This is a genomic window from Roseovarius sp. MS2 (genome assembly GCF_051447875.1).
In the GTDB taxonomy this organism is placed as follows: Bacteria; Pseudomonadota; Alphaproteobacteria; order Rhodobacterales; family Rhodobacteraceae; genus Roseovarius; species Roseovarius mucosus_A.
In genome coordinates, this window is the sequence record NZ_JBKHVF010000001.1 from 3,988,583 (window position 1) to 4,013,109 (window position 24,527).

At 62.2% G+C, this 24,527-nt stretch carries 25 protein-coding genes; 15 read left to right on the forward strand and 10 right to left on the reverse strand.

The features are described 5' to 3' along the window. Position 1: 1 nt before the first annotated feature. Positions 2-2,047, reverse strand: a complete 2,046-nt coding sequence (locus ACLGGT_RS19490) for an FAD-dependent oxidoreductase (RefSeq protein ID WP_437197299.1) — start codon at positions 2,045-2,047, stop codon at positions 2-4. A gap of 25 nt (positions 2,048-2,072) precedes the next feature. Beyond that, on the reverse strand, positions 2,073-3,677 hold the full coding sequence (locus tag ACLGGT_RS19495; protein WP_437197300.1) for a trimethylamine methyltransferase family protein: 1,605 nt from the start codon (positions 3,675-3,677) through the stop codon (positions 2,073-2,075). A 130-nt stretch (positions 3,678-3,807) separates the two neighbouring features. Between ACLGGT_RS19495 and ACLGGT_RS19500 the strand changes: the two genes are divergently transcribed. The 6 genes from ACLGGT_RS19500 (at position 3,808) to ACLGGT_RS19525 (ending at position 9,612) form a co-directional block, all read left to right on the forward strand. Further along, positions 3,808-4,455 carry a TetR/AcrR family transcriptional regulator gene (locus ACLGGT_RS19500; RefSeq protein WP_008282355.1) on the forward strand — a complete coding sequence of 216 codons (648 nt, stop codon included), beginning with the start codon at positions 3,808-3,810 and terminating at the stop codon, positions 4,453-4,455. Between the two features lie 121 nt (positions 4,456-4,576). After that, on the forward strand, positions 4,577-5,710 hold the full coding sequence (locus ACLGGT_RS19505) for an ABC transporter substrate-binding protein (protein ID WP_008282356.1): 1,134 nt from the start codon (positions 4,577-4,579) through the stop codon (positions 5,708-5,710). A gap of 113 nt (positions 5,711-5,823) precedes the next feature. Beyond that, the gene (cobA, locus tag ACLGGT_RS19510) at positions 5,824-6,699 is read left to right on the forward strand and encodes a uroporphyrinogen-III C-methyltransferase (protein WP_437197301.1); all 876 of its coding nucleotides are present in this window, start codon (positions 5,824-5,826) and stop codon (positions 6,697-6,699) included. Then, positions 6,687-7,952, forward strand: a complete 1,266-nt coding sequence (locus ACLGGT_RS19515; RefSeq protein WP_437197302.1) for a cobyrinate a,c-diamide synthase — start codon at positions 6,687-6,689, stop codon at positions 7,950-7,952. Before cobA ends, ACLGGT_RS19515 begins: the two co-directional genes overlap by 13 nt. A 43-nt stretch (positions 7,953-7,995) precedes the next feature. Continuing rightward, positions 7,996-9,213, forward strand: a complete 1,218-nt coding sequence (locus tag ACLGGT_RS19520) for an MFS transporter (RefSeq protein WP_008282359.1) — start codon at positions 7,996-7,998, stop codon at positions 9,211-9,213. Positions 9,214-9,225: 12 nt separating this feature from the next. Next, the gene (locus ACLGGT_RS19525; RefSeq protein WP_437197303.1) at positions 9,226-9,612 is read left to right on the forward strand and encodes a hypothetical protein; all 387 of its coding nucleotides are present in this window, start codon (positions 9,226-9,228) and stop codon (positions 9,610-9,612) included. Between the two features lie 12 nt (positions 9,613-9,624). Here ACLGGT_RS19525 and ACLGGT_RS19530 read toward each other — a convergent pair whose 3' ends face one another. Next, positions 9,625-10,515 (reverse strand): NAD(P)-dependent oxidoreductase, encoded by an 891-nt coding sequence (locus tag ACLGGT_RS19530; protein WP_112303109.1) that lies wholly within the window; start codon positions 10,513-10,515, stop codon positions 9,625-9,627. An 80-nt stretch (positions 10,516-10,595) separates the two neighbouring features. Here ACLGGT_RS19530 and ACLGGT_RS19535 point away from each other — a divergent pair, with 80 nt between their 5' ends. From ACLGGT_RS19535 to grxD, 6 genes are all read left to right on the forward strand, one after another. Further along, a complete protein-coding gene (locus ACLGGT_RS19535) occupies positions 10,596-13,073 on the forward strand; it encodes a penicillin acylase family protein (protein WP_437197304.1) in 2,478 nt (825 codons plus the stop codon). Between the two features lie 171 nt (positions 13,074-13,244). Further along, entirely contained in the window at positions 13,245-13,778 is a 534-nt protein-coding gene (locus tag ACLGGT_RS19540; protein ID WP_437197305.1) for a phosphoribosylglycinamide synthetase, read from the forward strand. Between the two features lie 179 nt (positions 13,779-13,957). Next, positions 13,958-16,123: a phosphoribosylformylglycinamidine synthase subunit PurL gene (gene purL / locus ACLGGT_RS19545; protein ID WP_437197306.1), complete on the forward strand. Its 2,166-nt coding sequence runs from the start codon at positions 13,958-13,960 to the stop codon at positions 16,121-16,123. Positions 16,124-16,316: 193 nt separating this feature from the next. Next, the gene (locus ACLGGT_RS19550; RefSeq protein WP_008282366.1) at positions 16,317-16,553 is read left to right on the forward strand and encodes a BolA/IbaG family iron-sulfur metabolism protein; all 237 of its coding nucleotides are present in this window, start codon (positions 16,317-16,319) and stop codon (positions 16,551-16,553) included. Positions 16,554-16,557: 4 nt separating this feature from the next. Continuing rightward, positions 16,558-16,788, forward strand: coding sequence for a hypothetical protein (locus ACLGGT_RS19555; RefSeq protein WP_008282367.1), 231 nt, complete (start codon positions 16,558-16,560; stop codon positions 16,786-16,788). An 8-nt stretch (positions 16,789-16,796) separates the two neighbouring features. Then, positions 16,797-17,159, forward strand: coding sequence for a Grx4 family monothiol glutaredoxin (gene grxD, locus ACLGGT_RS19560; RefSeq protein ID WP_008282368.1), 363 nt, complete (start codon positions 16,797-16,799; stop codon positions 17,157-17,159). A 38-nt stretch (positions 17,160-17,197) separates the two neighbouring features. On the opposite strand, the gene speB is transcribed toward grxD, so the two are convergent. Further along, positions 17,198-18,163 (reverse strand): agmatinase, encoded by a 966-nt coding sequence (gene speB, locus ACLGGT_RS19565; RefSeq protein WP_081506450.1) that lies wholly within the window; start codon positions 18,161-18,163, stop codon positions 17,198-17,200. 9 nt (positions 18,164-18,172) lie between these two features. Continuing rightward, positions 18,173-19,336 (reverse strand): M20 aminoacylase family protein, encoded by a 1,164-nt coding sequence (locus tag ACLGGT_RS19570; RefSeq protein WP_008282370.1) that lies wholly within the window; start codon positions 19,334-19,336, stop codon positions 18,173-18,175. A 62-nt stretch (positions 19,337-19,398) separates the two neighbouring features. Between ACLGGT_RS19570 and mazG the strand changes: the two genes are divergently transcribed. The 3 genes from mazG (at position 19,399) to ACLGGT_RS19585 (ending at position 21,068) form a co-directional block, all read left to right on the forward strand. Beyond that, positions 19,399-20,214 (forward strand): nucleoside triphosphate pyrophosphohydrolase, encoded by an 816-nt coding sequence (gene mazG, locus ACLGGT_RS19575; RefSeq protein ID WP_219434622.1) that lies wholly within the window; start codon positions 19,399-19,401, stop codon positions 20,212-20,214. A 74-nt stretch (positions 20,215-20,288) separates the two neighbouring features. Beyond that, positions 20,289-20,669, forward strand: a complete 381-nt coding sequence (locus tag ACLGGT_RS19580) for a DUF2237 family protein (RefSeq protein ID WP_008282372.1) — start codon at positions 20,289-20,291, stop codon at positions 20,667-20,669. 3 nt (positions 20,670-20,672) lie between these two features. After that, complete coding sequence (locus tag ACLGGT_RS19585) at positions 20,673-21,068, forward strand: carboxymuconolactone decarboxylase family protein (protein WP_437197307.1); 396 nt, start codon at positions 20,673-20,675, stop codon at positions 21,066-21,068. A gap of 11 nt (positions 21,069-21,079) precedes the next feature. Here ACLGGT_RS19585 and trpB read toward each other — a convergent pair whose 3' ends face one another. From trpB to ACLGGT_RS19610, 5 genes are all read right to left on the reverse strand, one after another. Next, positions 21,080-22,303: a tryptophan synthase subunit beta gene (gene trpB, locus ACLGGT_RS19590; protein ID WP_008282375.1), complete on the reverse strand. Its 1,224-nt coding sequence runs from the start codon at positions 22,301-22,303 to the stop codon at positions 21,080-21,082. An 80-nt stretch (positions 22,304-22,383) separates the two neighbouring features. Beyond that, positions 22,384-23,013 (reverse strand): class I SAM-dependent DNA methyltransferase, encoded by a 630-nt coding sequence (locus ACLGGT_RS19595; RefSeq protein ID WP_437197308.1) that lies wholly within the window; start codon positions 23,011-23,013, stop codon positions 22,384-22,386. Positions 23,014-23,077: 64 nt separating this feature from the next. Further along, positions 23,078-23,536: a GNAT family N-acetyltransferase gene (locus tag ACLGGT_RS19600; RefSeq protein WP_008282377.1), complete on the reverse strand. Its 459-nt coding sequence runs from the start codon at positions 23,534-23,536 to the stop codon at positions 23,078-23,080. Beyond that, entirely contained in the window at positions 23,520-24,167 is a 648-nt protein-coding gene (locus ACLGGT_RS19605; protein WP_008282378.1) for a phosphoribosylanthranilate isomerase, read from the reverse strand. Before ACLGGT_RS19605 ends, ACLGGT_RS19600 begins: the two co-directional genes overlap by 17 nt. Positions 24,168-24,176: 9 nt before the next feature. Next, positions 24,177-24,527: a DUF1049 domain-containing protein gene (locus ACLGGT_RS19610; protein WP_437197309.1), complete on the reverse strand. Its 351-nt coding sequence runs from the start codon at positions 24,525-24,527 to the stop codon at positions 24,177-24,179.

A 24,527-nucleotide genomic window follows, 5' to 3' on the forward strand; every position in this document is an offset into this window, starting at 1 on the left:
GTCAGATGTCCTTCATCAGCCGCAGCGCATCATAAATCGCTGCATGGGTATTGCGCGACGACACCGCATCGCCAATCCGAAACAACTGGAACGCGCCCTCGGGATTGCTGTCAACCGCCTGCGCATCTCCGGCAATCAGCGCATCCTGATCCACCTCGCCCAGATTGCGCGACAGGGGCTTCAGCTCGAAGTAAAGATCATCGAGCGGCAGCGTACCATAATTCACCACTACCTGATCATAGGTCTTCTCAGAGGTGAACTTACTATAATCCGTGCCGATCTTGGCCTTCAGCCGGTTGCCGTCCCGCGTCACATCCAAAAGCCGCCGCGTCACGGTAAAGGTCACATCCTTGTCCTGCAGGCTGCGCATGTATGGCACCAGATTCATCGCCATGATATCGGGTGCAAAGACCCGGTCCGGTGTCATCACCTCAACGCTCGCCCCGGCATTGGCCGCAACCTCTGCCGCCATCAACCCCGGATGATCGCCGCTTTCATCATAGATAAGGACAGTCTGCCCCGGCTTCACATCGCCCGAAATCAAATCCCAGGCCGTGACAACCAACTCTTGCTCTTTGCCACTTTCAAAAAGCTCGCGATTGGGCAGGCCCCCTGTGGCCACAATCACCACATCGGGGTTAAGGGCGGTCACATCCTCGGCCTCGGCGACGGTGTTGAAGTGAAAGACCACATCGCGCGCCGCGCATTGCGCCATACGCCAGTTGATAATGCTGATCATCTCGCGCCGACGAGGATTAAGCGCGGTCAGCCGGATTTGCCCCCCCGGATCGGGCTGCGCCTCGAACACGGTCACATCATGGCCGCGCTCTGCAGCCACGCGCGCCGCCTCCAGCCCCGCAGGCCCTGCGCCCACGATCACCACCTTCTTGCGTGTCTCAGCCGGGGCAATCTCATGCGGCATGGTCAATTCACGGCCCGTGGCGGCGTTGTGAATGCACAGCGCCTCACCTGCTGCATAAATCCGGTCCAGACAGAAGGTCGCGCCGACACAGGGCCGAATATCCGCCTCGCGCCCCTCGATGATTTTGCGCACGATATGCGGGTCCGCCATATGCGCCCGCGTCATGCCAACCATATCCAAAAGCCCCGCTTGGATCGCGTGCCGCGCAGTTGCCACATCGGGGATCTTGGCGGCGTGGAACGTGGGCATGCCTGTCGCCGCCCTGACCGCCCCCGCGAAATCCAAATGCGGCGCAGATCGCATCCCCTGCACCGGGATCACATCGGTCATCGCCGGATCGGTATGAATACGCCCCCGGATCACATTAAGGAAATCGATCATGCCGGTGGCCGCCAGCCGCTTGGAAATCTCCAAACCCTCCTCTGGCGTGATCCCCCCCGCCTCGGCCTCATCCGCCGTATAGCGAAGACCTACGATAAACTCAGTGCCTACCCGCTTGCGAATGGCGGCCAGCACATCCAAAAGCAGCTTCATCCGGCTCTCAAGGCTCTGCCCACCATAGGGCCCGTCCAGATCATTGGTCAGCGGCGACCAGAACTGATCGAGCAGATGGCCATACACCTGCAACTCGATCCCATCCATGCCCCCCTCTTTCATCCGCTCCGTGGCATCGACGAAATCCGTAATGATGCGCGCAATATCCCAATCCTCCGCCAGCTTGGGAAAGGCCCGGTGCGCCGGTTCGCGATGCTTGGTCGAGGACACAGACGGCAACCAATCCCCTTTGGACCAGCCCGTGCGCCGCCCCAGATGCGTAAGCTGGATCATGACCGCACAGCCATGCTCGTGACAGGCATCGGTCAACTGCCGGATATAGGGCACCACCTCGTCTTTATAGGCCAGAACATTGTTGAACACGGGCGGGCTGTCCTTGGACACAGCCGCCGACCCTGCGGTCATCGCCAGCGCCACGCCCGCCTTTGCACGCTCGGCGTGATAGGCGGTATAGCGCGCCTTGGGCATGCCCTCTTCGGGATAGGCCGGTTCATGGCTCGTGGTCATGATCCGGTTCTTCAGCGTCAGATGCTTGAGTTGATAGGGTTGCAGCAGCGGGTCACGCGACATGGGCGTTGCCTTTCGTCAATTCGTTTCAATACCAGGCGTCGGCCATCTCGGATTTGCGCTGCGCGATGAAATCGCAGAGCGCCCCCTCAATGCCCGCGTCAAGCGGTGGCGCCTCATACGTCGCCAACACCGCTTTCCACGCGCCATTGGCGCGCGTCATCGCATCGACGCCCCCCGCCTCCGACCATGTCTCATAGGTGGTGTTGTCGTCCAGCCCGCTATCCCAATAGGCGGTCTCGTAATGGCGCAGGGTATGGGCACAGCCAAACATATGCTCTCCCGGCCCCTTCTCGGCCAAGGCCTCGAAGGCCAGCGTGTCCTCGTTGACCTCCAACCCCTTAAGCCACGCATGCAGCGCGCCGCACATATCCATATCCAACATCAGCTTTTCATAGGACATCGACAGCAACCCATCGAGGAACCCTGCCGAATGCAGGATGAAATTGGCCCCGCCATTCACTGCCGACATCATCGACATCATCGCCTGCGTCATCGCCTGCCCATCCGGCAGCTTTGAGGTGCTGAAATTGCCCGCACAACGCAACGGCATCTTCAGCCGCCGCGCGATCTGCCCCATCACCAGCGATCCCAACGCAGGCTCGGGCGTGCCGAACGTGGGTGATCCGGTGCGCAGCGACATCGACGACAGGAAACTGCCCAGAATTGCCGGTGCCCCGGGCCGCACCAATTGCGTCAGCGCACATCCCACCATGCTTTCGGCCAGACATTGCGCAATCGCCCCCGGCATGGTCAGCGGCGATACAGCGCCCCCCAACAGAAACGGCAGATGGATGGATCCCTGACCGGCAGCCGCATAGGCGCGAATACCCCGCGTGCTCACCCCATCCCAGACCAAGGGCGAGGTCGAATTGAAATTGCCCATGATCACGCAATGGCTGTCGACGTACTCCGCCCCAAACAGGATGCGGCACATCTCGATACTATCCTCAGCCCGCTCCGGCGCGGTGATCGAGCCCAGAAAGGCCCGGTCCGAAAAGCGCATGTGCGCGTAAACCATATCCAGATGCCGCTTGTTCACCGGAATATCCGTCGGCTCACAGATCGTGCCACCCGAATGATGCAGCCAGGGCGAGGATTGCGCCAGCTTGATTAGGTTCTGGAAATCCTCAATCGTGCCATAGCGCCGCCCCTTGTCCAGATCCATCACGAAGGGCGACCCATAGGCGGGTGCAAACACCATCGACTTGCCGCCGATCCGCACCGATTTGGCCGGATTGCGCGCATGCTGTGTGAATTCCGCCGGAGCAGTGGCCAAAAGACCCCGGATCAACCCCGGCTCAAACGTGACATTCCACGCCTCTGGCCCCACCTCGCGCGCCTTGCCCCCGGCTTGCTGAAACAGTCGCACTGTCTCTGGGTCTTCGCGAAACTCGATCCCGATTTCGGCCAGAATTCGATCTGCGGTGGCGATAATCGCCTCTAACGATTCCTCTGACGCGATGTCATGGGTGGGAATACCCCGCGTGATATAGGGAACATGCAGCGGGTTCACCCCGGCCCCCGCCCCGGTGCCCCGGCGCACCTGCATGGCGGCGCGCCCGCCGCGCGCCCGACGCGCAAGTGGAACAGGCGTATCACAGGAAATTTCAGTAGGTATCGCGTGCGGCATGTGCCTGATCCTGGGCTGGCCGGAACTACGCCGGCGGTGGCATCAAAACTTTATCGACACTACTGTCGAGAAAATCAACTAACCTGTCAAGATATTTGCCAGCCCCCGAAAAAGCGTCTAGTCTTGGGCAATGAACCGCACCCAAACCAACCACCGCGCCAAACCCGCCCCCGATCCCGCCACCCGCGGGTCCGAGGATCTGTGGCTGGGTGCCGCCTATGAGGTGCTCGTCACCGCCGGGGTGGATGCGGTCAAGGTGATGCCTCTGGCGCATATGCTTGGCCTGTCACGCACCAGTTTTTATTGGCACTTCAAGGACCGAGAGGCGCTGCTTTCCGCCCTTCTCGACCGCTGGGAGGCGCAGAACACCGGCAATCTAGTCGCCCGCACCGAGGCCTATGCAGACTCGATCAACGAGGCGCTCTACAATCTCTTCGACTGCTGGCTTACCCGCGAGCTGTTTGATTCCCGCCTTGATTTCGCGATCCGCAACTGGGCGCTTGGCGATCCGGTGGTCAAGGCCAAGCTGCAACGCACCGATGAAACCCGCATCACCGCCATCCGTGCCATGTTCGCGCGATTCGGCTACGCCCCCGATCACGCCGACACCCGCGCCCATACCGTCTATTACACCCAGATCGGCTATATCTCGATGATGGTGGCCGAACCCCGCGATATCCGCATCGCCCGCATGCCCGCTTATGTCGAGAATTTCTCGGGCCACGCCCCGGCCCCCGCCGAAACCGCCCGCTTCATGGCCCGCCATACCTCAGCCTGATCCAATCCGCTGCCATCTGGACCTTTTGCCAAAGCTGTGGAAAGGATTGAGCACCGCCTTCTGGGGGACCAAGGGCAATCCGGGACGGACCAAACCGCCCGACATTAGGGAGAGATGACATATGACATTCAAGACACTGGCCATCGCAGGCGCGCTCAGCCTTGCCGCCGCCACCGCGCAGGCTGATATCAAGGTCGGCATGATCACCACGCTATCAGGCGGCGGCGCAGGGCTCGGCATCGACGTGCGCGATGGCTTCATGCTGGCGCTAGAGCAATCGGGACGCAGCGATATCGAGGTGATCATCGAGGACGATCAGCAAAAACCCGACATCGCCGTGCAACTCTCGGACAAGATGATCCAATCCGACAAGGTCGATGTGATGACGGGTATCATCTGGTCCAACCTCGCCATGGCGGTGGTGCCCGGTGCCGTGGCCCAAGGCAAATTCTACCTCTCGCCCAATGCTGGCCCCTCGGCGCTGGCGGGGCAAGGCTGCCTGCCCAACTATTTCAACGTCGCCTGGCAGAACGACAACCTGCACGAGGCCGCGGGGGCCTATGCCAATGACGCAGGCTATAAAAACAGCTTCATCCTCGCGCCCAACTACCCGGCAGGTCAGGACGCGCTGACCGGCTACAAACGGTTCTACAAGGGCGAATTGGCGGGTGAAATCTACACCCAACTCGGCCAGACCGATTACGCCGCCGAAATCGCCCAAATCCGCGCGAGCGGCGCTGACTCTGTGTTCTTCTTCCTGCCCGGCGGCATGGGCATCTCCTTCCTCAAGCAATATGCCGACAGCGGTGTCGGCCTGCCCGTGGTCGGCCCCGCCTTCAGCTTTGACCAAGGCATCCTTCAGGCCGTGGGCGACGCGGCCCTTGGCGTGGTCAACACATCGCAATGGTCCAAGGACATCGACAACGCAACCAACGCCGCTTTTGTCGCCAGCTTTCAGGAAAAATATGGCCGCCTGCCCTCGCTCTACGCAAGCCAAGGCTTTGACACTGCCAATCTCCTGATTTCCGCATTGGACACGGCGCAACCCTCGGATGCTGACGCCTTCCGCGCCGCCCTCAAAGCGGCCGATTTCGCCAGCACGCGCGGCGATTTCGCCTTTGGCAACAATCATCACCCGATCCAGGACATCTATGTTCGCGAGGTGATCAAAGAGGGTGACGTCTACACCAACAAGATCATCGGCGTGGCGCTAGAGGATCACGTCGACGCCTACGCCGCAGAGTGCAAGATGTAACACGCCTTTGGCCGGGCCGCCCATGGCCCGGCCACCCCCTGCATGTCGCTCTGACCCCGGTGCATGGTCGTTTGCCACCTTTCCCCCACATCAAACTCGCGGCATAGAAAGATATGACCGACTCGCACCACCCCACTCTCCCCTCGCTGCCCGGCACCGACTGGCCCCGGATGGAACCCGGCTGGGTTTGGCTCTGTGGCGCGGGCCCCGGCGATCCCGGCCTTCTGACACTGCACGCGCTCAATGCCCTGCAACAGGCCGATGTGGTGATTTATGACGCGCTGGTGCAGGACTGCATCCTCGACTGGGCACCGCAGGCCCGCCATATCTATGCGGGCAAACGCGGCGGCAAACCTTCGGCCAAGCAGCGCGATATTTCCCTGCAACTCGTTGATCTCGCCCGCGATGGCCTGCGCGTGCTGCGCCTCAAGGGGGGCGACCCCTTTGTCTTTGGGCGTGGCGGCGAAGAGGCGCAGACGCTGGTGCAGCACGGCGTGCCCATCCGCATCATTCCGGGCATCAGCGCCGGTATCGGCGGGTTGGCCTATGCGGGCATTCCCGTGACACACCGCGATGTGAACCAATCCGTGACCTTCGTAACAGGCCACGACCAGTCCGGGCACACCCCTTCCTCGCTGAATTGGCAGGCGATTGCGCAGGGCAGTCAGGTTATCGTGATCTACATGGGCATGAAGCACGCAGGCCAGATCAGCGCGGCGCTTCTGGATGCAGGCCGCCCGGTGGATGAGCCCTGCGCCGTCGTCTCCTCCGCCACCACCCCGGATCAGCGCGTGCTGGAAACCACCCTCGGGCGCCTTGCCGCCGATATCGAGACAAGCGGCTTCGAGCCGCCTGCGATCCTTTGCATCGGACGCTCCGTGCTCATGCGCCAAGTGCTTGACTGGCAGGGGATGCTGGCCGGTGCCGCCCCGCGTAATCTTGATCCGCTCGGCCGCGGCCTGCCCGCCGAGACCGCATGCGGGGGCTGATCCTCGCTGCACCCTCGTCGGGCGCGGGGAAAACCACGCTCACCCTCGCCCTTCTGCGCCTCTTGTCTCGCGAGGGGCTGCCTGTGCGCGGGGCGAAATCCGGCCCCGATTACATCGACCCCCGCTTTCACGAGGCCGCCTGCGGCGCGCCTTGCCCCAATCTCGACGCTTGGGCCATGACGCCCGACCGCCTGCGCAGCCTTGCGGCGGGCCAAGGTCTGCTGATCATCGAGGGGGCCATGGGCCTCTTTGATGGCGCACCGCCCGATGGGCGTGGCGCTGTGGCCGATCTCGCGCGGCATCTCAGCCTGCCCGTGGTGCTGGTGGTCGATGCAGGCCGCATGGCAGGCTCTATCGCGCCGCTTGTAGCAGGCTTTGCAGGCTTTGACGCCCGCGTGCGCGTGTCAGGCGTGATGCTCAACAATGTTGGCTCTGACCGGCACGAAGCGATGCTGCGCCGCGCCCTCGCCCCCCTTGGCCTGCCCGTTTTGGCCGCCCTCCGCCGCAACCCGGCGCTGGCGCAACCCTCGCGCCATCTGGGTCTGGTCCAAGCCAGCGAGCGCCCTGATTTGCACCAGTTCCTCGACACCGCCGCCGACGCGCTCGCCATGACACTCGACCGCGAAACGCTGCTCGCACTCGCCGCCCCTTTGCCCGACGCCCAAGCGGCCCCACGCCTCACCCCTCCGGCTCAGGTGATCGCCGTGGCCCAAGACCCCGCCTTTGGCTTTGCCTATCCGCATATGCTGGCCGATTGGCAGGCAGCAGGTGCCGAAATCCGCCCGTTTTCCCCACTGGCCAACGAACCCGTGCCACAAGCGGAGTTCATCTTTCTTCCCGGCGGCTACCCGGAATTGCACGCAGGCCGGATCGCCGCCAATGAAATCTTCATGCAAAGCCTCAAGAATTCCGCACAAACCTCAGGTATATATGGAGAATGTGGTGGATACATGGTTCTAGGCGACAGCCTGACCGATGCCAGCGGCACTCGGCACACCATGGCTGGCTTGTTACCGCTAGACACGAGCTTTGCCACCCGCCGTCTCCATCTCGGCTACCGCCACCTTGCGGCACACACCGGCCCATTTCCGGGCACATGGGCCGCGCATGAATTCCACTATGCCACCACCCTGCGCGCGGATGGCCCAACGCTGTTCACCGCAACAGACGCCGAAGGCACAGAGCTGCCCCCGATGGGCCTCCACTCGGGCCGGGTGAGCGGCTCTTTCGCGCATCTCATCGACCGCGCCTGAATTACGCTTGCAGCCTGCCCGCGACGGGTCTAGCACTTCGGCCATGACCGATATCGCCCTTCATCCCGACGACAGCCGCGCCAAACGCAATGTGGCCGTTCTCGTCGCAGCCCAAGCCATTTTGGGCGCGCAAATGCCGATGATCTTTGTCGTGGGTGGGCTGGCCGGGCAATCGCTCGCCTCCAACATCTGCTTCGCGACCTTGCCGATTTCCTTGATCGTGCTCGGCTCAATGCTCTCGGCCACACCGATTTCGCATCTGATGCAGCGCTATGGCCGCCGCACCGGGTTTTTCATAGGCGCAGGCGCAGGCGCGCTTGGCGGGGCCATCGGCGCCTATGGGCTTTATACCGCCTCCTTCCCGATTTTCCTTTTGGGCAGCCTCATCACCGGCACCTATATGTCAGCCCAAGGCTTCTACCGCTTTGCCGCCGCCGATACCGCCAGCGACGCCTTCCGCGCCAAGGCCATTTCCTACGTCATGGCAGGGGGCCTGCTCAGCGCCGTGATCGGGCCGCAACTGGTCAAGGCCACCTCTCAGGCCATGGTGATTCCGTTTCTGGGCACCTATCTCGCGGTCATCGCTCTCAATATCGCAGGCGCGTTCCTGTTTCTCTTGCTCGATATCCCCAAACCGCCCCAACCCGCCGTCGACGCCCCGCATGGCCGCACGCGGATGGAACTTCTGAAAACGCCGCGCATCGCCGTGGCGGTGATCTGTGCCACCGTATCCTACGCGCTGATGAATTTGGTGATGACCTCAACGCCGCTCGCCGTAGTTGGCTGCGGCTTTGACGCGGGCAATGCGGCGGATGTGGTCACGGCGCATGTGCTGGCGATGTATATCCCCTCGTTCTTCACCGGCCACCTGATCGCCCGCTTTGGCGTTGAAAAAATCGTGGCCATTGGCCTTGTCATCCTCGCAGGCGCAGGCGCGGTGGCCTTGAACGGCGTGCATCTGGAAAACTTCTTCGTCGCCCTCATCCTCTTGGGCATCGGCTGGAACTTCGGCTTTATCGGGGCCACCACCATGCTTGCAGGGGCCCATGAGCCTCAGGAACGCGGCCGCATGCAGGGGCTCAACGACCTTATCGTCTTTGGCGGTGTGACCTTTGCCTCCCTGTCCTCCGGTGGCCTGATGAACTGCTCCGGCGGCACGCCTGAGGCGGGCTGGACTGCGGTCAACCTCGCCATGGCCCCCTTCCTGATGCTGGCAGGCGGTGCGCTCATATGGCTGACCCTGCGCCCAAAAGAGGCCTGAGCAGGGGCGCACATGATAAGGCAAATCTGGCAGAGTTACCGCCGCCTGCCCCTCTGGGTGCAGCTTTGGGTCGCCCTCATCCTCGTGCCGGTCAATGCTGCGTCGCTCTTCTTTGTCACACAGCCTGCCGGCGCGTGGCTGGCACTCATGGCGGTCGGCGCGATGCTCTGCAATGGCTTGCTGATGCTGATCGAGCGCGGCTTTTCCAAGGTTATGGCACTGCCGCATATCCTCATCTGGACACCGATGCTGGGCCTGATCCTGTGGCTTTTGACCCAAGACATTACCCCGACCTACCGCAACTATCTGGTGATCCTGCTGGCGGTCGATGTCTTTTCGCTGATCCTTGATGTCATCGACAGCCGCAAATGGCTGTCAGGCGACCGCAAGATCGCCTGACACCGCGCTATGTCACCCAAGCTTGCGCAGCCGCGCAAACAGGCTCGACGTATCCCAGCGACCGCCGCCCATTTTCTGCACGTCCTTGTAGAACTGATCGACCAGCGCCGTCACCGGCAGGCTGGCGCCGGTCTCATCGGCGGTGCTCAGGCAAATGCCCAGATCCTTGCGCATCCAATCAACGGCAAAGCCGTGGTTCCATTTGTCGTCAATCATGGTCTCATACCGGTTCGACATCTGCCAAGATCCCGCCGCCCCCTGAGAGATGACCTCGACCACCGCGCGCCCGTCCAGCCCTGCCTTTTCCGCAAAGTGCAGCGCCTCGGCCAGACCCTGAACCAGACCGGCAATCGCGATCTGATTGCACATCTTGGTCATCTGACCGGCCCCGCTCTCGCCAATCCGGCGGCAAAGCTTGGCATAGACCTGCATCACCGGCTCAGCCGCCGCATAGGCCGCCTCATCGCCGCCACACATGATCGAAAGCTGGCCTTTTTCGGCCCCCGCCTGTCCACCCGACACGGGCGCATCAACGAAATTCAGCCCAGCTGCCTTGGCCTCGGCATAAAGCTCGGCTGTAACCTTGGACGACACCGTGGTGTGATCCACAAAAATCGCGCCTGCCGCCATCCCGGCAAAGGCCCCATCGGCCCCAAGACAGACCGACCGCAGATCATCGTCATTGCCCACGCAGGCCATCACGAAATCGGCCCCTTCGGCGGCCTCGCGCGGGGTGGCGGCATGACGCCCACCATGCTCTTTTGCCCAGGCTTCGGCCTTGGCCGCCGTGCGGTTATAGACACAGACCTCGTGCCCGGCTGCTGCCAGATGCCCCGCCATCGGATAGCCCATAACCCCGAGCCCCAGAAACGCCAGTTTTGCCATTGTCCTGTCCTCTCCCATACTGTGTGCCATTGTCTTGCCGGGGTTTTCTGACTATCCCCGGCAGGTGATGCAAGCGGAAAATAGGGCGGTGCCGGGGCATGTCAGGGCTGGTGAAATGGTTATTGCGGCTGGCAGGCGGCGCGATCCTCTTGGCCGTTCTGGCGCTGTTGGGGGCCTATTTCCTGCTGTCGCGCTCTCTGCCCGACTATGACAAGACGCTGAGCGTGCCGGGCATCACCGCCCCGGTCGAAATCGTGCGCGACAATGCGAATGTGCCGCATATTCTGGGCCAGACGGATGCCGACAGCTTCTTTGGATTGGGCTATGCCCATGCACAGGATCGGCTGTGGCAGATGATGACGATGCGCCGCACCGTGCAAGGGCGGCTCTCAGAGGTGTTCGGCACCCGCACCGTCAAGATCGACAGCACCATGCGCCGCTTTGACCTCTACACGCTCGCGCGCCAATCTGTCGCCGTGCAGGACGCCGAAACCCTGGCCGCGCTCAAGGCCTATTCCGATGGCGTCAACGCCCGCCTGAACGAAATCAACCGCGAGGCTCTGGGGCGCGGCGCCCCCGAACAATTCATCTTCAACGCCCCGATTGCGCCTTGGCAACCGGCTGATTCCATTGCGCTGATCAAGCTGATGGCCGTGCAGCTGTCTTCGCATCTGGAAAACGAAGTGCTCTTTGCCCGCGCGGCGCTTGCGCTGGAAAACCCTGATCGCTTGGCCGATATCATGCCACTGGCACCGGGCAGCGGCATCGCGGCCTTGCCGGAATATGCCGCCCTCTTTCCCGGTGCCAATTGGTCGCGCATCGCGCAAACGAGCCCTGAAAGAGGTGATCCGCTCTCGCCCTTCAAACGCCGCGCCTTTGCCGGGGCCTCGAATGCCTTTGCCGCTGCGCCCTCGCGCTCGGCCTCGGGCGGCACGCTTCTGGCCAATGACCCGCATCTGGGCTTTTCCGCACCGAATATCTGGTATCTCGCCCGCCTGAACCTGACATCCGGTGGCGTGATCGGTGGCACCATTCCCGGCATTCCGGCCATCCTGACCGGGCGCAGCGCGCGGCTGGGTTGGGCTGTCACCTCGTCCTATCTCGACGATCAGGACCTCTATATCGAAGAGCTGAACCCCGATGATCCCAATCAATACCGCACGCCCGACGGATGGAAACCGTTTCGCACCACGCGGTCTATCGTCGAGATCAAGGATGCCGATCCCGTCACCATGACCCTGCGCTGGACAGAGAACGGCCCCGTCCTGCCCGGCAGCCACTACAATCTGGCCGAAGTGACGCCCGCAGGCCATGTGGCCGCGCTGAATTGGACCGCGCTCAGCCCAGAGGATACAACCATGTCCTCGGCCATCGGCCTGATGCGCGCGCAATCGGTGCAGGACGCGATTGACCTCAGCCGTCTTTATATTGCGCCCTCGCAGAACCTTACCCTTGTGGACCAAAGCACGATCGCCATGCGTACCATCGGGGCAATGCCTCGACGTGATGCCCGCCATGAGAGCGAGGGGCGGATGCCCGCGCGCGGCTGGCTGCCGGAAAACCGCTGGCAGGGCACGCTGCCCTTTGCCGCAAATCCCGAATTCGTGGCCCCCTCTGGCGGCATCCTAGGCAATACCAACAACAAGGTCGTTGATCGCCCCTTTCCCATGCATGTGAGCCACCTCTGGGGTGATACCCAGCGGGTCCATCGCTGGCGCAGGCTCATGCAGGGGCGAGAGGTGCATACCCGCGAAAGCTTTATCGAGGCACAACTCGACACCGTCAGCTTTACCGCCCGCTCGCTTTTGCCTCTGATTGGTGCCGATCTGTGGTTTACCGGCGAATCCGCCCCCGAAGGCACGCCCGAACGCCTGCGCCAACGCGCGCTCACCATGCTTGCCGACTGGAACGGCGAAATGAACGAACATCTGCCCGAGCCGCTGCTTTACGCCGCGTGGATGCGCGCGCTGATGGACCGGCTCATTCGCGATGACTTGGGCCCCCTCTCGCGAGAGTTTGACCACCCTGATCCGATCTTCATTGAACGGGTGTTCCGCAATGTCGATGGCGCCGCTGACTGGTGCGATGTCAAGCAATCAGCGGCGATTGAGACCTGCACGGATACCGCCCGCATGGCGCTCGACGATGCGCTGATCTGGATTTCCGAGCGCTATGGCCAATCCCTCGAAAGCCTGCGCTGGGGCGACGCACATCAGGCCACCCATGACCATCAAGTGCTGGGAGACGTGCCGCTCCTGCGCCATTTCGTCAACATCCGCCAATCCACCTCGGGCGGCGACAATACGCTCCTGCGCGGGCGCACGCGTGGCGGCAACGGCCCGGACCCGTTTCACAACGTGCATGGGGCAGGGTATCGCGGGGTCTATGACTTTGCCGATCCCGATAGCAGCGTCTTTATCATCGCCACCGGCCAATCAGGGCATTTCCTCAGCCGCTATTACGACAACCTGTCGCAACTCTGGCGGCGCGGCGAATATATCCCGATGTCGCTCGATCCTGATCTGGCGCGCGCGGCCTCAGTGGGTATCACCACCCTGCTCCCCACAGATCAATAATCGCGAAATGAGCACAACTGCGCAGGGCTCGCCGCCTGCGCAGCCTTCACCCAGATATTTTTTCCATCCGTTCGGAACCACAGCACACCTCCTGCGTTGATCTCTCAAGCGCGCATTTGGCGCGTTGATGCAAACCGCAGGATGGACCCTGCAGAAACGGAGGACGATATGATGTTCCGCAAACTGGCTCTCGCAACGGCCCTCACAAGCGTCGCAGCCCTCGCCGCCCATGCCGCAGACGAAGGCGGCACCGAACGGCAGGCCCAAGACAACAGCGGCGTCGACGCCATCTATGAAGAAAGCCAAGGCACGGTAGAAAGCGCGGCATCGGGCAATTGGTCCGCAGCCACTGTCGCCGACAATGGCGACTTGCACGCGCCCACAGACCTTGATCTGGCCGCCAAGGATCAGCGCAAGGCCAGCGACACTCTTGTCGAAAACATTCTGGCCGAGGCCGAAACAGGGGCCACGCTCAGCTCTGTGGATGACAAGGTGATCGGCGAAGTCGTCTCGCACGCAGGCGATGAAAGCGCAGAACACTACATCTACGTCGATGTGCATGCGGATGCCGAAATTCCGGCGGAGCGTATCGGCTTTCAGGCTGGCACACTCAGCGTTGCCGAAAACGGTGGCTTGGAATACGCGATGACCCTCGAGCAGTTGCGCACCGCCGTGGCCGAGAAAGTCGCGACGATGACGCAGTAACCGTTTGCCTTTCCACCGCGCGCTCCTCCCTCCCGGCGCGCCTGCGGCCCGGCCCTGTAAAGGCCGGGCCGTTTTGCTGTCCGATACCAAAATCGCCCCCCCAGATCACGCGCCCCTTCCCCCCGCCGCACCTGTGGTTTAAAGACCCGCACATGCATATCCCCGAAGGAGCCCGCCCGATGCAGGAACCGTCCATCACCCCCGATCTCGTCGCGGCCCATGGCCTCAAGCCCGAGGAATACGACCGTATCCTCGAGATCATCGGGCGAGAGCCGACCTTTACCGAATTGGGCATCTTTTCGGCCATGTGGAACGAGCATTGTTCCTACAAATCCTCCAAGAAATGGCTGCGCACCCTGCCCACCACCGGCCCGCAGGTGATCTGTGGCCCGGGTGAGAACGCAGGCGTGGTCGATATCGGCGACGGTCAGGCGGTTGTGTTCAAAATGGAAAGCCACAATCACCCCTCCTATATAGAACCCTATCAGGGTGCGGCGACCGGTGTGGGCGGTATCCTGCGCGATGTCTTCACCATGGGCGCGCGCCCCATCGCTTCGATGAATTCCCTCAGCTTTGGCATGCCATCACACCCCAAGACCCGCCAGCTTGTGCATGGCGTGGTTGCCGGCGTGGGCGGCTATGGCAATTGCTTTGGCGTGCCCTGCGCGGGGGGCGAAGTGCGGTTTGATCCGGCCTATAACGGCAACTGCCTTGTGAATGCCTTTGCCGCAGGTCTGGCGGACGCAGACAAGATTTTCTACTCAGCCGCTTCGGGCGTCGGTATGCCCGTGGTCTATCTCGGGGCCAAGACGGGCCGCGACGGTGTCGGTGGCGCGACGATGGCCTCTGCGGAATTCGACGACAGCATCGAGGAAAAACGCCCCACCGTTCAGGTGGGCGACCCGTTCACCGAAAAACGCCTGATGGAGGCCTGTCTCGAACTGATGGCCACCGGCGCGGTCATCTCGATCCAGGATATGGGCGCCGCGGGCCTCACCTGCTCTGCGGTGGAAATGGGCGACAAGGGTGGGCTTGGCGTCAAACTGCACCTCGACGCCGTGCCACAGCGCGAGGCGAACATGACCGCCTATGAGATGATGCTGTCCGAATCTCAGGAACGCATGCTCATGGTCCTGCGCCCCGAGCTTGAGGCCGAGGCCCGCGCCGTGTTCGAGAAATGGGATCTCGACTTTGCTATCGTCGGCGAAACCATCGCCGAAGACCGGTTCCTGATCCTGCACGGCAATGAGATCAAGGCCGACCTGCCCTTGGCCACTCTCTCTGGCTCAGCCCCCGAATATGACCGGCCATGGGTGGAAACAACACCCGCCGCGCCGCTTGACCCCGCGACCGTGCCTGGCGTCGATCCGATTGATGGCCTCAAGGCGCTGATCGGCTCGATCAACTACTGCGCCCGGCAGTGGGTTTACGAGCAATATGACACCATGGTCATGGCCGACACCGCCCGCACCCCCGGTCAGGGCGCAGGTCTCATCCGTGTGCATGGCACCGACAAGCTTTTGGCCTTCACCTCCGACGTAACCCCACGCTACGTCAAGGCCAACCCGGTTGAGGGCGGCAAACAGGCAGTGGCCGAGGCCTATCGCAACCTCTCCGCCTTGGGCGCGGTCCCGCTTGCCACCACCGACAACCTCAATTTCGGCAACCCCGAAAAGCCCGAGATCATGGGCCAGTTCGTCGGCGCCATCAAAGGCATCGGCGAGGCGGTGGCCGCCCTCGACATGCCCATCGTGTCGGGCAATGTCTCGCTCTACAACGAGACCGACGGCACCGCGATCCTGCCCACCCCCACCATCGGCGCAGTGGGCATCATCCGCGATCCGGAAACGGCAATCACCGGACAGGTGCATGACGGGCATGTGGCCCTTCTCTTGGGCGAAACCCACGGGCATCTGGGGCAATCCGCGCTGCTGGCCGAGGTGTTTCACCGGGTCGAAGGCGATGCACCGCCCGTGGACCTTGCCGCCGAAAAGCGGCATGGCGATTTCATCCGCGCCAACCACGCGCTGATCAAGGCCTGCACCGACCTCAGCGATGGCGGTCTGGCCTTGGCCGCCTTCGAATTGGCCGAAGCGGCGGGTGTCGGCGTCCACCTCGACAGCGATGACACAGCCTCCCTCTTTGCCGAGGATCAGGCGCGCTATCTCATTGCCTGCAACTTCGATCAGGCCGAGGCGCTGATGATCGCCGCAGGCCGTGCGGGCGTGCCCCTCACCGCCGTGGGCCGCTTTACTGGTGACACCGTGCGCTTGGGCAAATCCGAAGCGGCGCTGAGCGAGCTATCGGATATCTTCCGGGGCACCTTCGGGGCGACCTTCGGCTAAGGGGCCAAGGGCGGCGCGATGGCCATGATGGGGCTGATCCCATCATGGCCCAAAACTTTGGCGCGCATTAACTGACGCCCCGCTCAAGAAGAACCACAGATCACGCGCAAGCCGGGCGCTGCGCTGCACCCTCCCTTGCACTCGCCCCGGCGGCGCTCTACATCTTGGGCAAGACCTGACAAGGAGACCCCCGATGGCCATGCTCGCCTCTGATCTAGAAGCCCTGATCCGTCAGGCGCTCCCCAATGCCAAGATCACCGTCGAAGGCGATGACGGCGTGCATTTTGCCGCCGAAGTCATCGACGAGAGCTTTCGCGGCATGAATCGCGTGCAACAACAACGCGCCGTTTACGCCGCCCTTAAGGGCAAAATGGATGGGCCCAACGGTGCCGTGCATGCGCTGGCGCTCACCACCAAGGCCCCTGCCTGACGCAATGGAACCTCGCCTGCTTGTCGCTCTGCTGCTTTTGCCCTTCGCTGGCATCTTTGCCTATACGATGTGGCACGAAATTCTGCGCTATCGTCGCGATGGGCGCGCAGCTTATGGCTTGGGGTATTGCGAAGAAACCGACAGCACCCATGTCACCCTTTTGGGCGACACCGAAACCAGCTATGACCCTGAAGAGACCGACTCCACCGGCCAAGGCCACCTAAGAGACCGATAGGACATATCATGACTGACGCCAAAACCCGCATTGAAGAGACCGTGAAATCCGCCGATGTCGTGCTCTACATGAAGGGCACCAAGGACATGCCGCAATGCGGCTTCTCCTCCCGCGTGGCGGGCGTGCTGAATTACATGGGCGTTGATTTCAAGGATGTGAACGTACTCGACGATGCGGACATCCGCCAAGGGATCAAGGACTATTCCGACTGGCCCACCATCCCGCAGCTTTACGTCAAAGGCGAATTCGTGGGCGGCTGCGACATCATCACCGAGATGACGCTCTCGGGCGAACTCGACGACCTTTTCGAGAAATCCGGCGTGTCCTATGACAAGGACGCCGCCGAGAAAATTCGCGAAGCCAACGCCTGAGCGACCAAGGCGGCCGGACCGACCGGCCGCCTGTTTCGTCAATCTCGCCGGGTCCAGCCCCAGAGGCACAGCATTTCCATCAACACATGCGCCCCCGCAATCGCGGTGGCCCCCGTTGTGTCATAGGGTGGCGAAACCTCGACCATATCGCCGCCCACCAGATTGATCCCCGCCAGATCGCGCAAAATTATCGCCGCCTGCCCCGAGGTCAGCCCCCCCCAGACCGGCGTGCCGGTGCCGGGTGCATAGGCCGGGTCAAGCGCGTCGATGTCAAAGGTCATGTAAACCTGCGCATCGCCCACGATCTCCTTGATCTTGCGCGCGATTTCCACCGGCCCCTCAAGATGCACCTGCCGCGCATCAAGCGTGGTAAAGCCCATTGTGTCGGGGTTGGTGGTGCGAATGCCCACCTGCACCGAGCGCGCCACATCCACAAACCCCTGTTTCACAGCCTTGTACATCATCGTGCCATGGTCAATGCGGGTCAGATCGTCATCCGCCCATGTGTCGGAATGGGCATCGAAATGCACCACCGCCAACGGCCCATATTTTTCCGCATGCGCCTGCAACAGCGGCAGTGTGATATAGTGATCGCCCCCGATGGCAAAACAGGCGGCCCCAGCCTCCAAGATACCCTTGGCATGCTCATGTAATGCCTTAGGAAAGGCCGATACATGCGCGTAATCAAAGGCTAAATCCCCGTAATCCACAATGCTGAGATGGGACAGCGGATCATAGCCATCCCAGCCATAGGGCGGATCATAGACCTGCAATGCGCTCGCCTCACGCACCGCACGCGGCCCCATGCGGGTGCCGGTCCGGTTGGTCACGGATTGATCAAACGGCACCCCGGTGATCGCCACATCCACGCCGCTCAAGTCCTTGCTATAGCGCCTCCGCGCAAAGGACAGCGCCCCACCAAAGGTGTTCTCATAACTTGCCCCCCGCAACTCCGCGCGGGTGAACGCCTGATCCACCTGCTTCTTCGCATCTTCCAGTGCCATGGCTTTCCCTCAGCTCACAGGTTGCGCGCGCTCGACCAGCCGCGCGAAAAACGAGGCCCCAACCGGCGCCACCGCATCATTGAAATTGAACCCCGGATGATGCAAGCCCGGCCCCTCGCCCTGCCCAAGAAACAGATACGACCCGGGGCGCTCTTGCAGCATATAGGAAAAATCCTCAGCCCCCATCTCGCGTGGGCGGTCCGCGATGACAGCATCCGCGCCCACCACCTCGCGCGCCACCTCTGCGGCAAAGGCGGTCTTGTCGGCATCATTATAGGTCGCGGGGTATCCCAGCTCGATCCGCACCTCGGCCCGCACCCCATGCGCCGCCGCCGTCCCCAACGCCACTTCGCGCAGGCGTCGATGCACCATTTCCTGCACCTCGGGCGTGAAGGTTCGGATCGTGGCGTTGATATAGGCGGTCTCGGGGATCACGTTATCAACCGTGCCGGTATGAATCTGCGTCACCGAGATTACCAGATCATCCAGCGGGTTGCGGTTGCGGCTGACAATGGTCTGAATCGCCTGCACGATGGCCACCGCCGCCACCACCGGGTCCAGGCATTCATGCGGCATCGCCCCATGCCCACCCCGACCGATCACGTCGATATGCAGCGTATCCACCGCCGCCATGATCGGCCCCGGCGTGGTCTCGAACGTGCCAGCCGGCGCGCCGGGCAGCGTATGCAGCGCATAGACCTGCTCCACCCCGTAGCGGCTCAATGCGCCCTCTTCGACCATGATGCGCCCGCCGCCCGGCCCCTCTTCTGCCGGTTGAAACAGCAGCACCACACGCCCTGCAAAATTCCGCGTCTCCGCCAGATATTTGGCGGCCCCCAGCAACATCGTCGTATGCCCATCATGGCCGCAGGCATGCATTTTGCCGGGGGTCTGGCTGGCATATTCAAGCCCGGTAATCTCGGTCATCGGCAGCGCGTCCATATCAGCCCGCAACCCGATCGTGGGGCCATCACCCCGCCCGTCGATCACCGCGACCACACCACTGGTCGCCACCCCGGTTTCGATCTGGGTAATGCCGAACTCGCGCAACCGCTCGACCACAAAACCCGCTGTTTCATGGCAATCAAAGCCCAACTCGGGATGCGCATGCAAATGCCGCCGCCACGCCGTCATTTCCTCGGAAAACCCGGCAATTCGATTGATCACGGCCATCTCTGGACATCCCTTCTTTCTCGCGTCAGGGTCCACTCAACCCCAAAGACGAGGCCGCCGCAATGCCTGACGATATGCTCATCCACGATCCCGACGGGGGCTTGCCCCGCCTCATCGCCATCATGGCGCGGCTGCGCGATCCCGATACCGGCTGTCCTTGGGACATCGAACAGGATTTCGCCAGCATCGCCCCCTACACGATTGAAGAGGCCTATGAGGTGGCCGACGCCATCGAGCAGCAGAACTGGCAAGAGCTGCGCGGCGAATTGGGCGACTTGCTCTTGCAGGTCGTGTTTCATTCCCAAATTGCCCAGGACCAAGGCCTGTTTGATGTGCAGGACGTGGCCAACGCCATCTCTGACAAGATGGTCGCACGTCATCCGCATGTGTTCGGCACCGAAAGCCGCGACAAGACCGCCGAGCAACAGACCCGCGATTGGGAGGTGGTCAAGGCCGCCGAACGCGCCGCCGAGGCCAAGACCGGCACGCTTGACGGTGTGGCCCTTGGCCTGCCTGCGCTCCTGCGCGCGGTCAAACTGCAAAAACGCGCCGCGCGGGTGGGCTTTGATTGGCCCGACTCCTCTCATGTTCTCAACAAGATACGCGAAGAAGTTGAAGAGTTGCACGAAGCCGCAACCGAACTGACCCAAGACGCGGTCGAAGAGGAATTCGGCGATCTTCTGTTTGTCATGGCCAATCTCGCCCGGCACATGAAGGTTTGCCCCGAAACCGCCCTGCGCCGCGCCAATGCCAAATTCACCCGGCGATTCGAGCGGATCGAGGCACTCTTGGCCGAACGCGGCAAACGCCCGGTCGAGTCGGATCTGGCCGAAATGGACACGCTCTGGGATCAGGCCAAGGCCGAAGAACGCCAGTGAACGCACTCTGACAACCGCTTGTAAACACGCGCAAAACCCGCCAATCTCAGACCAACAGCGAAAGGACCAAAGCAATGTCGATCATGGATGAGGCCCGCAATGTTCTGGGCGAGGCGCTGGAACCCTGTTCAACCAAGCCGCTCACCGGCTTTTTCCGGGATGGTCATTGCAACACTTGCGCCGAGGATCACGGCAGCCACACGGTCTGCGCCCAGATGACCGCCGAGTTTCTGGCCTTTTCCAAATATGTCGGCAATGATCTGAGCACGCCACACCCCGAATTTCAGTTTCCCGGCCTGAAACCGGGCGATCACTGGTGTCTCTGCGCCGCGCGCTTTCTTCAGGCCCATGACGAGGGGTGCGCGCCCTTGGTGCGGCTTGATGCCACCCATGTGCGCGCCCTCGAAATCGTTCCGCTCGAGGTTCTGCAACAACATGCCGCCCCCGAGAGGTAAGACATGGCCACAGTGACCCTCATCAGCGATGCCGAAGCCACACCAGAGGTGCGCGCCGTCTTCGACGACATCCGCGCCACGCGCGGCAGCGATTTCATCAACAATTTCTGGCGCGCGCTGGCGCATGACCCGGCGCTCCTCAGCGCCACATGGCAGCGGCTCAAATCCGTGATGGGCCCCGGCACCCTTGATCCCCTGACCAAGGAGCTGATCTATATCGCCGTGTCTGTCGCCAATGGCTGCGAATACTGCGCCCATTCCCACACCGCAGCGGCCCGCACCAAGGGCATGACCCCCGAACAACACGGCGAGTTGCTCTCCGTCATCGGCATGGCATCGCAAACCAACGCCCTCGCCACCGCTCTTCAGGTGCCGGTGGATGAGGTGTTCAAGGTCTGACGCGCAACGCCTCAGATCTTCATGTCAAATCCCAGATGCTTGGCGACGGTAAAGATATCCTTGTCGCCGCGCCCGCACATATTCATCACCAACAGATGATCCTTGGGCAGGGTCGGCGCGATTTTCATCACATGGGCCAAGGCATGGCTTGGTTCCAGCGCGGGAATAATCCCCTCCTGCGCACAGCAAAGCTGGAACGCCTCCAGCGCCTCGACATCCGTGATCGAGACATATTTGGCGCGCCCCGTTTCATGCAGCCAGCTATGCTCGGGTCCAATCCCCGGATAATCAAGACCGGCCGAGATGGAATGCCCCTCAAGGATCTGCCCATCGGCATCCTGCAAAAGATAGGTGCGGTTGCCATGCAACACGCCGGGCCGCCCGCCCGTCAGCGACGCGCAATGCTCCATCCGGTCATCAACGCCATGGCCCCCGGCCTCGACCCCGATGATATTTACCGTTGGATCGTCAAGGAACGGGTAAAACAGCCCCATCGCATTTGACCCGCCGCCAATCGCCGCCACCAGCGTATCCGGCAGACGCCCTTCGGCGGCCTGCATCTGTTCTTTGGTTTCCTTGCCGATGATCGATTGGAAATCGCGCACCATCGCCGGATAGGGATGCGGCCCAGCCACGGTGCCGATGCAATAGAACGTGTCACGCACATTCGTGACCCAATCGCGCAGCGCGTCGTTCATCGCGTCCTTGAGCGTGCCGCGACCAGACGTGACCGGCACCACCTCCGCGCCAAGCAAACGCATCCGGAACACATTGGGCGCCTGACGCTCGACATCATGCGCGCCCATATAGACCACGCATTGCAGCCCGAACTTGGCGCAGACGGTCGCCGTGGCAACCCCATGCTGACCGGCCCCCGTTTCCGCGATGATCCGCTTTTTGCCCATGCGGCGGGCAAGGATGATCTGCCCCAGCACATTGTTGATCTTATGCGCGCCCGTGTGGTTCAACTCATCCCGCTTGAGATAAATCTTGGCCCCGCCAAAATGCTGCGTCAGACGGTCCGCATAATAGAGCGGCGACGGGCGGCCCACGTAATGCGTCCACAGATCGTGCATCTCGTCCCAGAACGATGGATCGGTCTTGGCGTGCTCATACTGCTCTTCCAGTTCCAGAATGAGCGGCATCAGGGTTTCCGACACAAACCGCCCGCCGAAATCGCCAAACCGGCCCTTTTCGTCGGGACCAGTCATAAAGCTGTTGAAGAGATCGTTCATTGTCTCGGGCCTTTGTCATTCGGGGAAGTCTGGGGTTGAATATGGGACGCGCGGGGGATTTTCCAGCGAAAAGCAGAATTTCAAAGGCGGCGGATCACATAGAGCCGCGACCAAAGGTCCGGCTCGGCCAAAAGAAAGGGCAAGAACGGCTCTGACCGCTGCGCGATATGGATCTGGCCACTGTCCACCAGCGATTCCAGCACCGATTGAAACCCCTGCGCCTTCCATGTGGCTTCCAGCAGGTTGAACACCCCAATACCGCCGGGGCGCGTCACGCGGGCCAGATGAATAAGGCTCTCCGCCGGGGCATGACCGGGGCCAAACGCCCCGACACAGATAAAGCCTGCAAACCTGTCATCGGCAAAGGGCAGACCACTCCCCATCTCCGCCTCGACCAGATCGGCGTAGTGCCCTGTTGCCTGCGCCGCCGCCAACATACCGGGCGAAAGATCACAGCCGGTGATCGGGCCATAGCCCAGAATCCGCAGGCTCTCGCCCACCAGCCCGGTGCCACAGGCGGCATCCAAAACAGGCCCCTCAGCCGTCCCCATGAACCGCGCAAACATCGCCGCCCCCAGCGACGGAAGCCGAAACCCCCGCGCCAGATTATCGGCGTCATAACTCAGCGCCCAATCGTTATAGATCGCGCGGGATTGCTCGGGCGTCTTCGCCCCATACACATCGCTCAGATCCTCGGGATCACGGGTCATCGCAGCCTCTTGTCGCTCTTTATCAAAGCATCTGTCGCGGGTTCGGGCCTGTCAACCGGAACGCCTAATCCAAGGCCCGCTTAAAGCCGACATGCGACGCCCTGTAACCAAGGCTCTCGTAAAACCGGCGGCTCTCGGTGCGGGTCGCATTCATGGTCAGTTGGATCAACCGGCATCCGGCGGCACGCGCGCGCGCCTCGACATCCGCAAACATGAGATGCCCCAATCCCTGCCCCCGAAGATGCCTTGCAATCCGCACGCTTTCCACCTGCGCCCGCCGCACCGCCAAAAGCGATAGCCCGCTGATCATCGTGATTTGATAGGTGGCCAGCACCGCGCCCTGCGCGTCAACGCCCACAATGAGGTGATTGTTGCCCTCGACCTGCATGGCGTCAAAGGCGGTCAGATACTCGGCCATATCCCCCAGTTCCCGCCCCTGCCCCAGCACATCGTCGCGCAAAAGCGCAACCACCTGCGCAACCTCATCACGACGCGCCTCGCGGAATTCAAGCACCTTGGGCATTGCGGATAAACGCGCGGATCAGGCCTGCGTCCTTGATCCCCGGCGCGGCCTCGACCCCGCTTGAGACATCAAGTTGCCGCGCACCCGTGCGCGCCACCGCCAGGGCCACATTGTCCGGGTTCAGCCCCCCCGCCAAAAGCCATGGCAACGCCCAGTCGCGCTCCGCGATCAAACCCCAGTCAAAGGCCAGCGCATTGCCGCCCGGTCTTGTCGCCCCCGGTGGGGGCTTGGCGTCGATCAAAAGCTGATCGGCCACACCGCTATACGCGTCAATCTGCGCCAGATCCGCAGCTTCGGCGATCCCAATCGCCTTGATCACCGGCAGGCCATAGCGTGCTTTGATCTGGGATACCCGCGCGGGGCTCTCTTCCCCATGCAATTGCAGGAAATCGAGCGGCACCTGATCCGTCAGCGCATCAAGCGTGGCGTCATCGGCATCGACCGTCAGCGCCACCTTGGCCACTCCCGGCGGCACGCCCAAGGCAAGCGCCCGCGCCTGCATCAGCCCCACATTCCGCGGTGATTTCTCGAAGAATACGAACCCGACATAGGCCGCACCCGCCTCGACCGCCGCCGACACGTCAGCAGCGGCGGTCAGACCGCAAATCTTGACACGAATATCTCTCGCCATGCGCTCAGGTTAACTCGCCTGATCCAACAGCGCCAGAACCTCATCCTTGCCCTGATGCCGCTCGCCCTTAAGCCGCTTGATCTCGGCCCGCAGGCTTGCCAGTTCGCGCGCCTGCCGTGCCGCCGCCGCCCGTTCGCCCGCCTCACGAATCCATTCCCAGATGAACCCGACAATCATACCCATCAGAATGCCGCCAAAGATCACGATGAAAAGCGGCAGATCATAGGTCGGATTGAGCGCGGCAAACCCCGCCAATTCATCGGGCAACACCCGCAGGGTCACGACCCCGCGATTGGCCAGCGCAATGAGCACCAGCGCAAGGGCGAAAATGGCAATCGAAGCATAGCGGATATAGCGCAT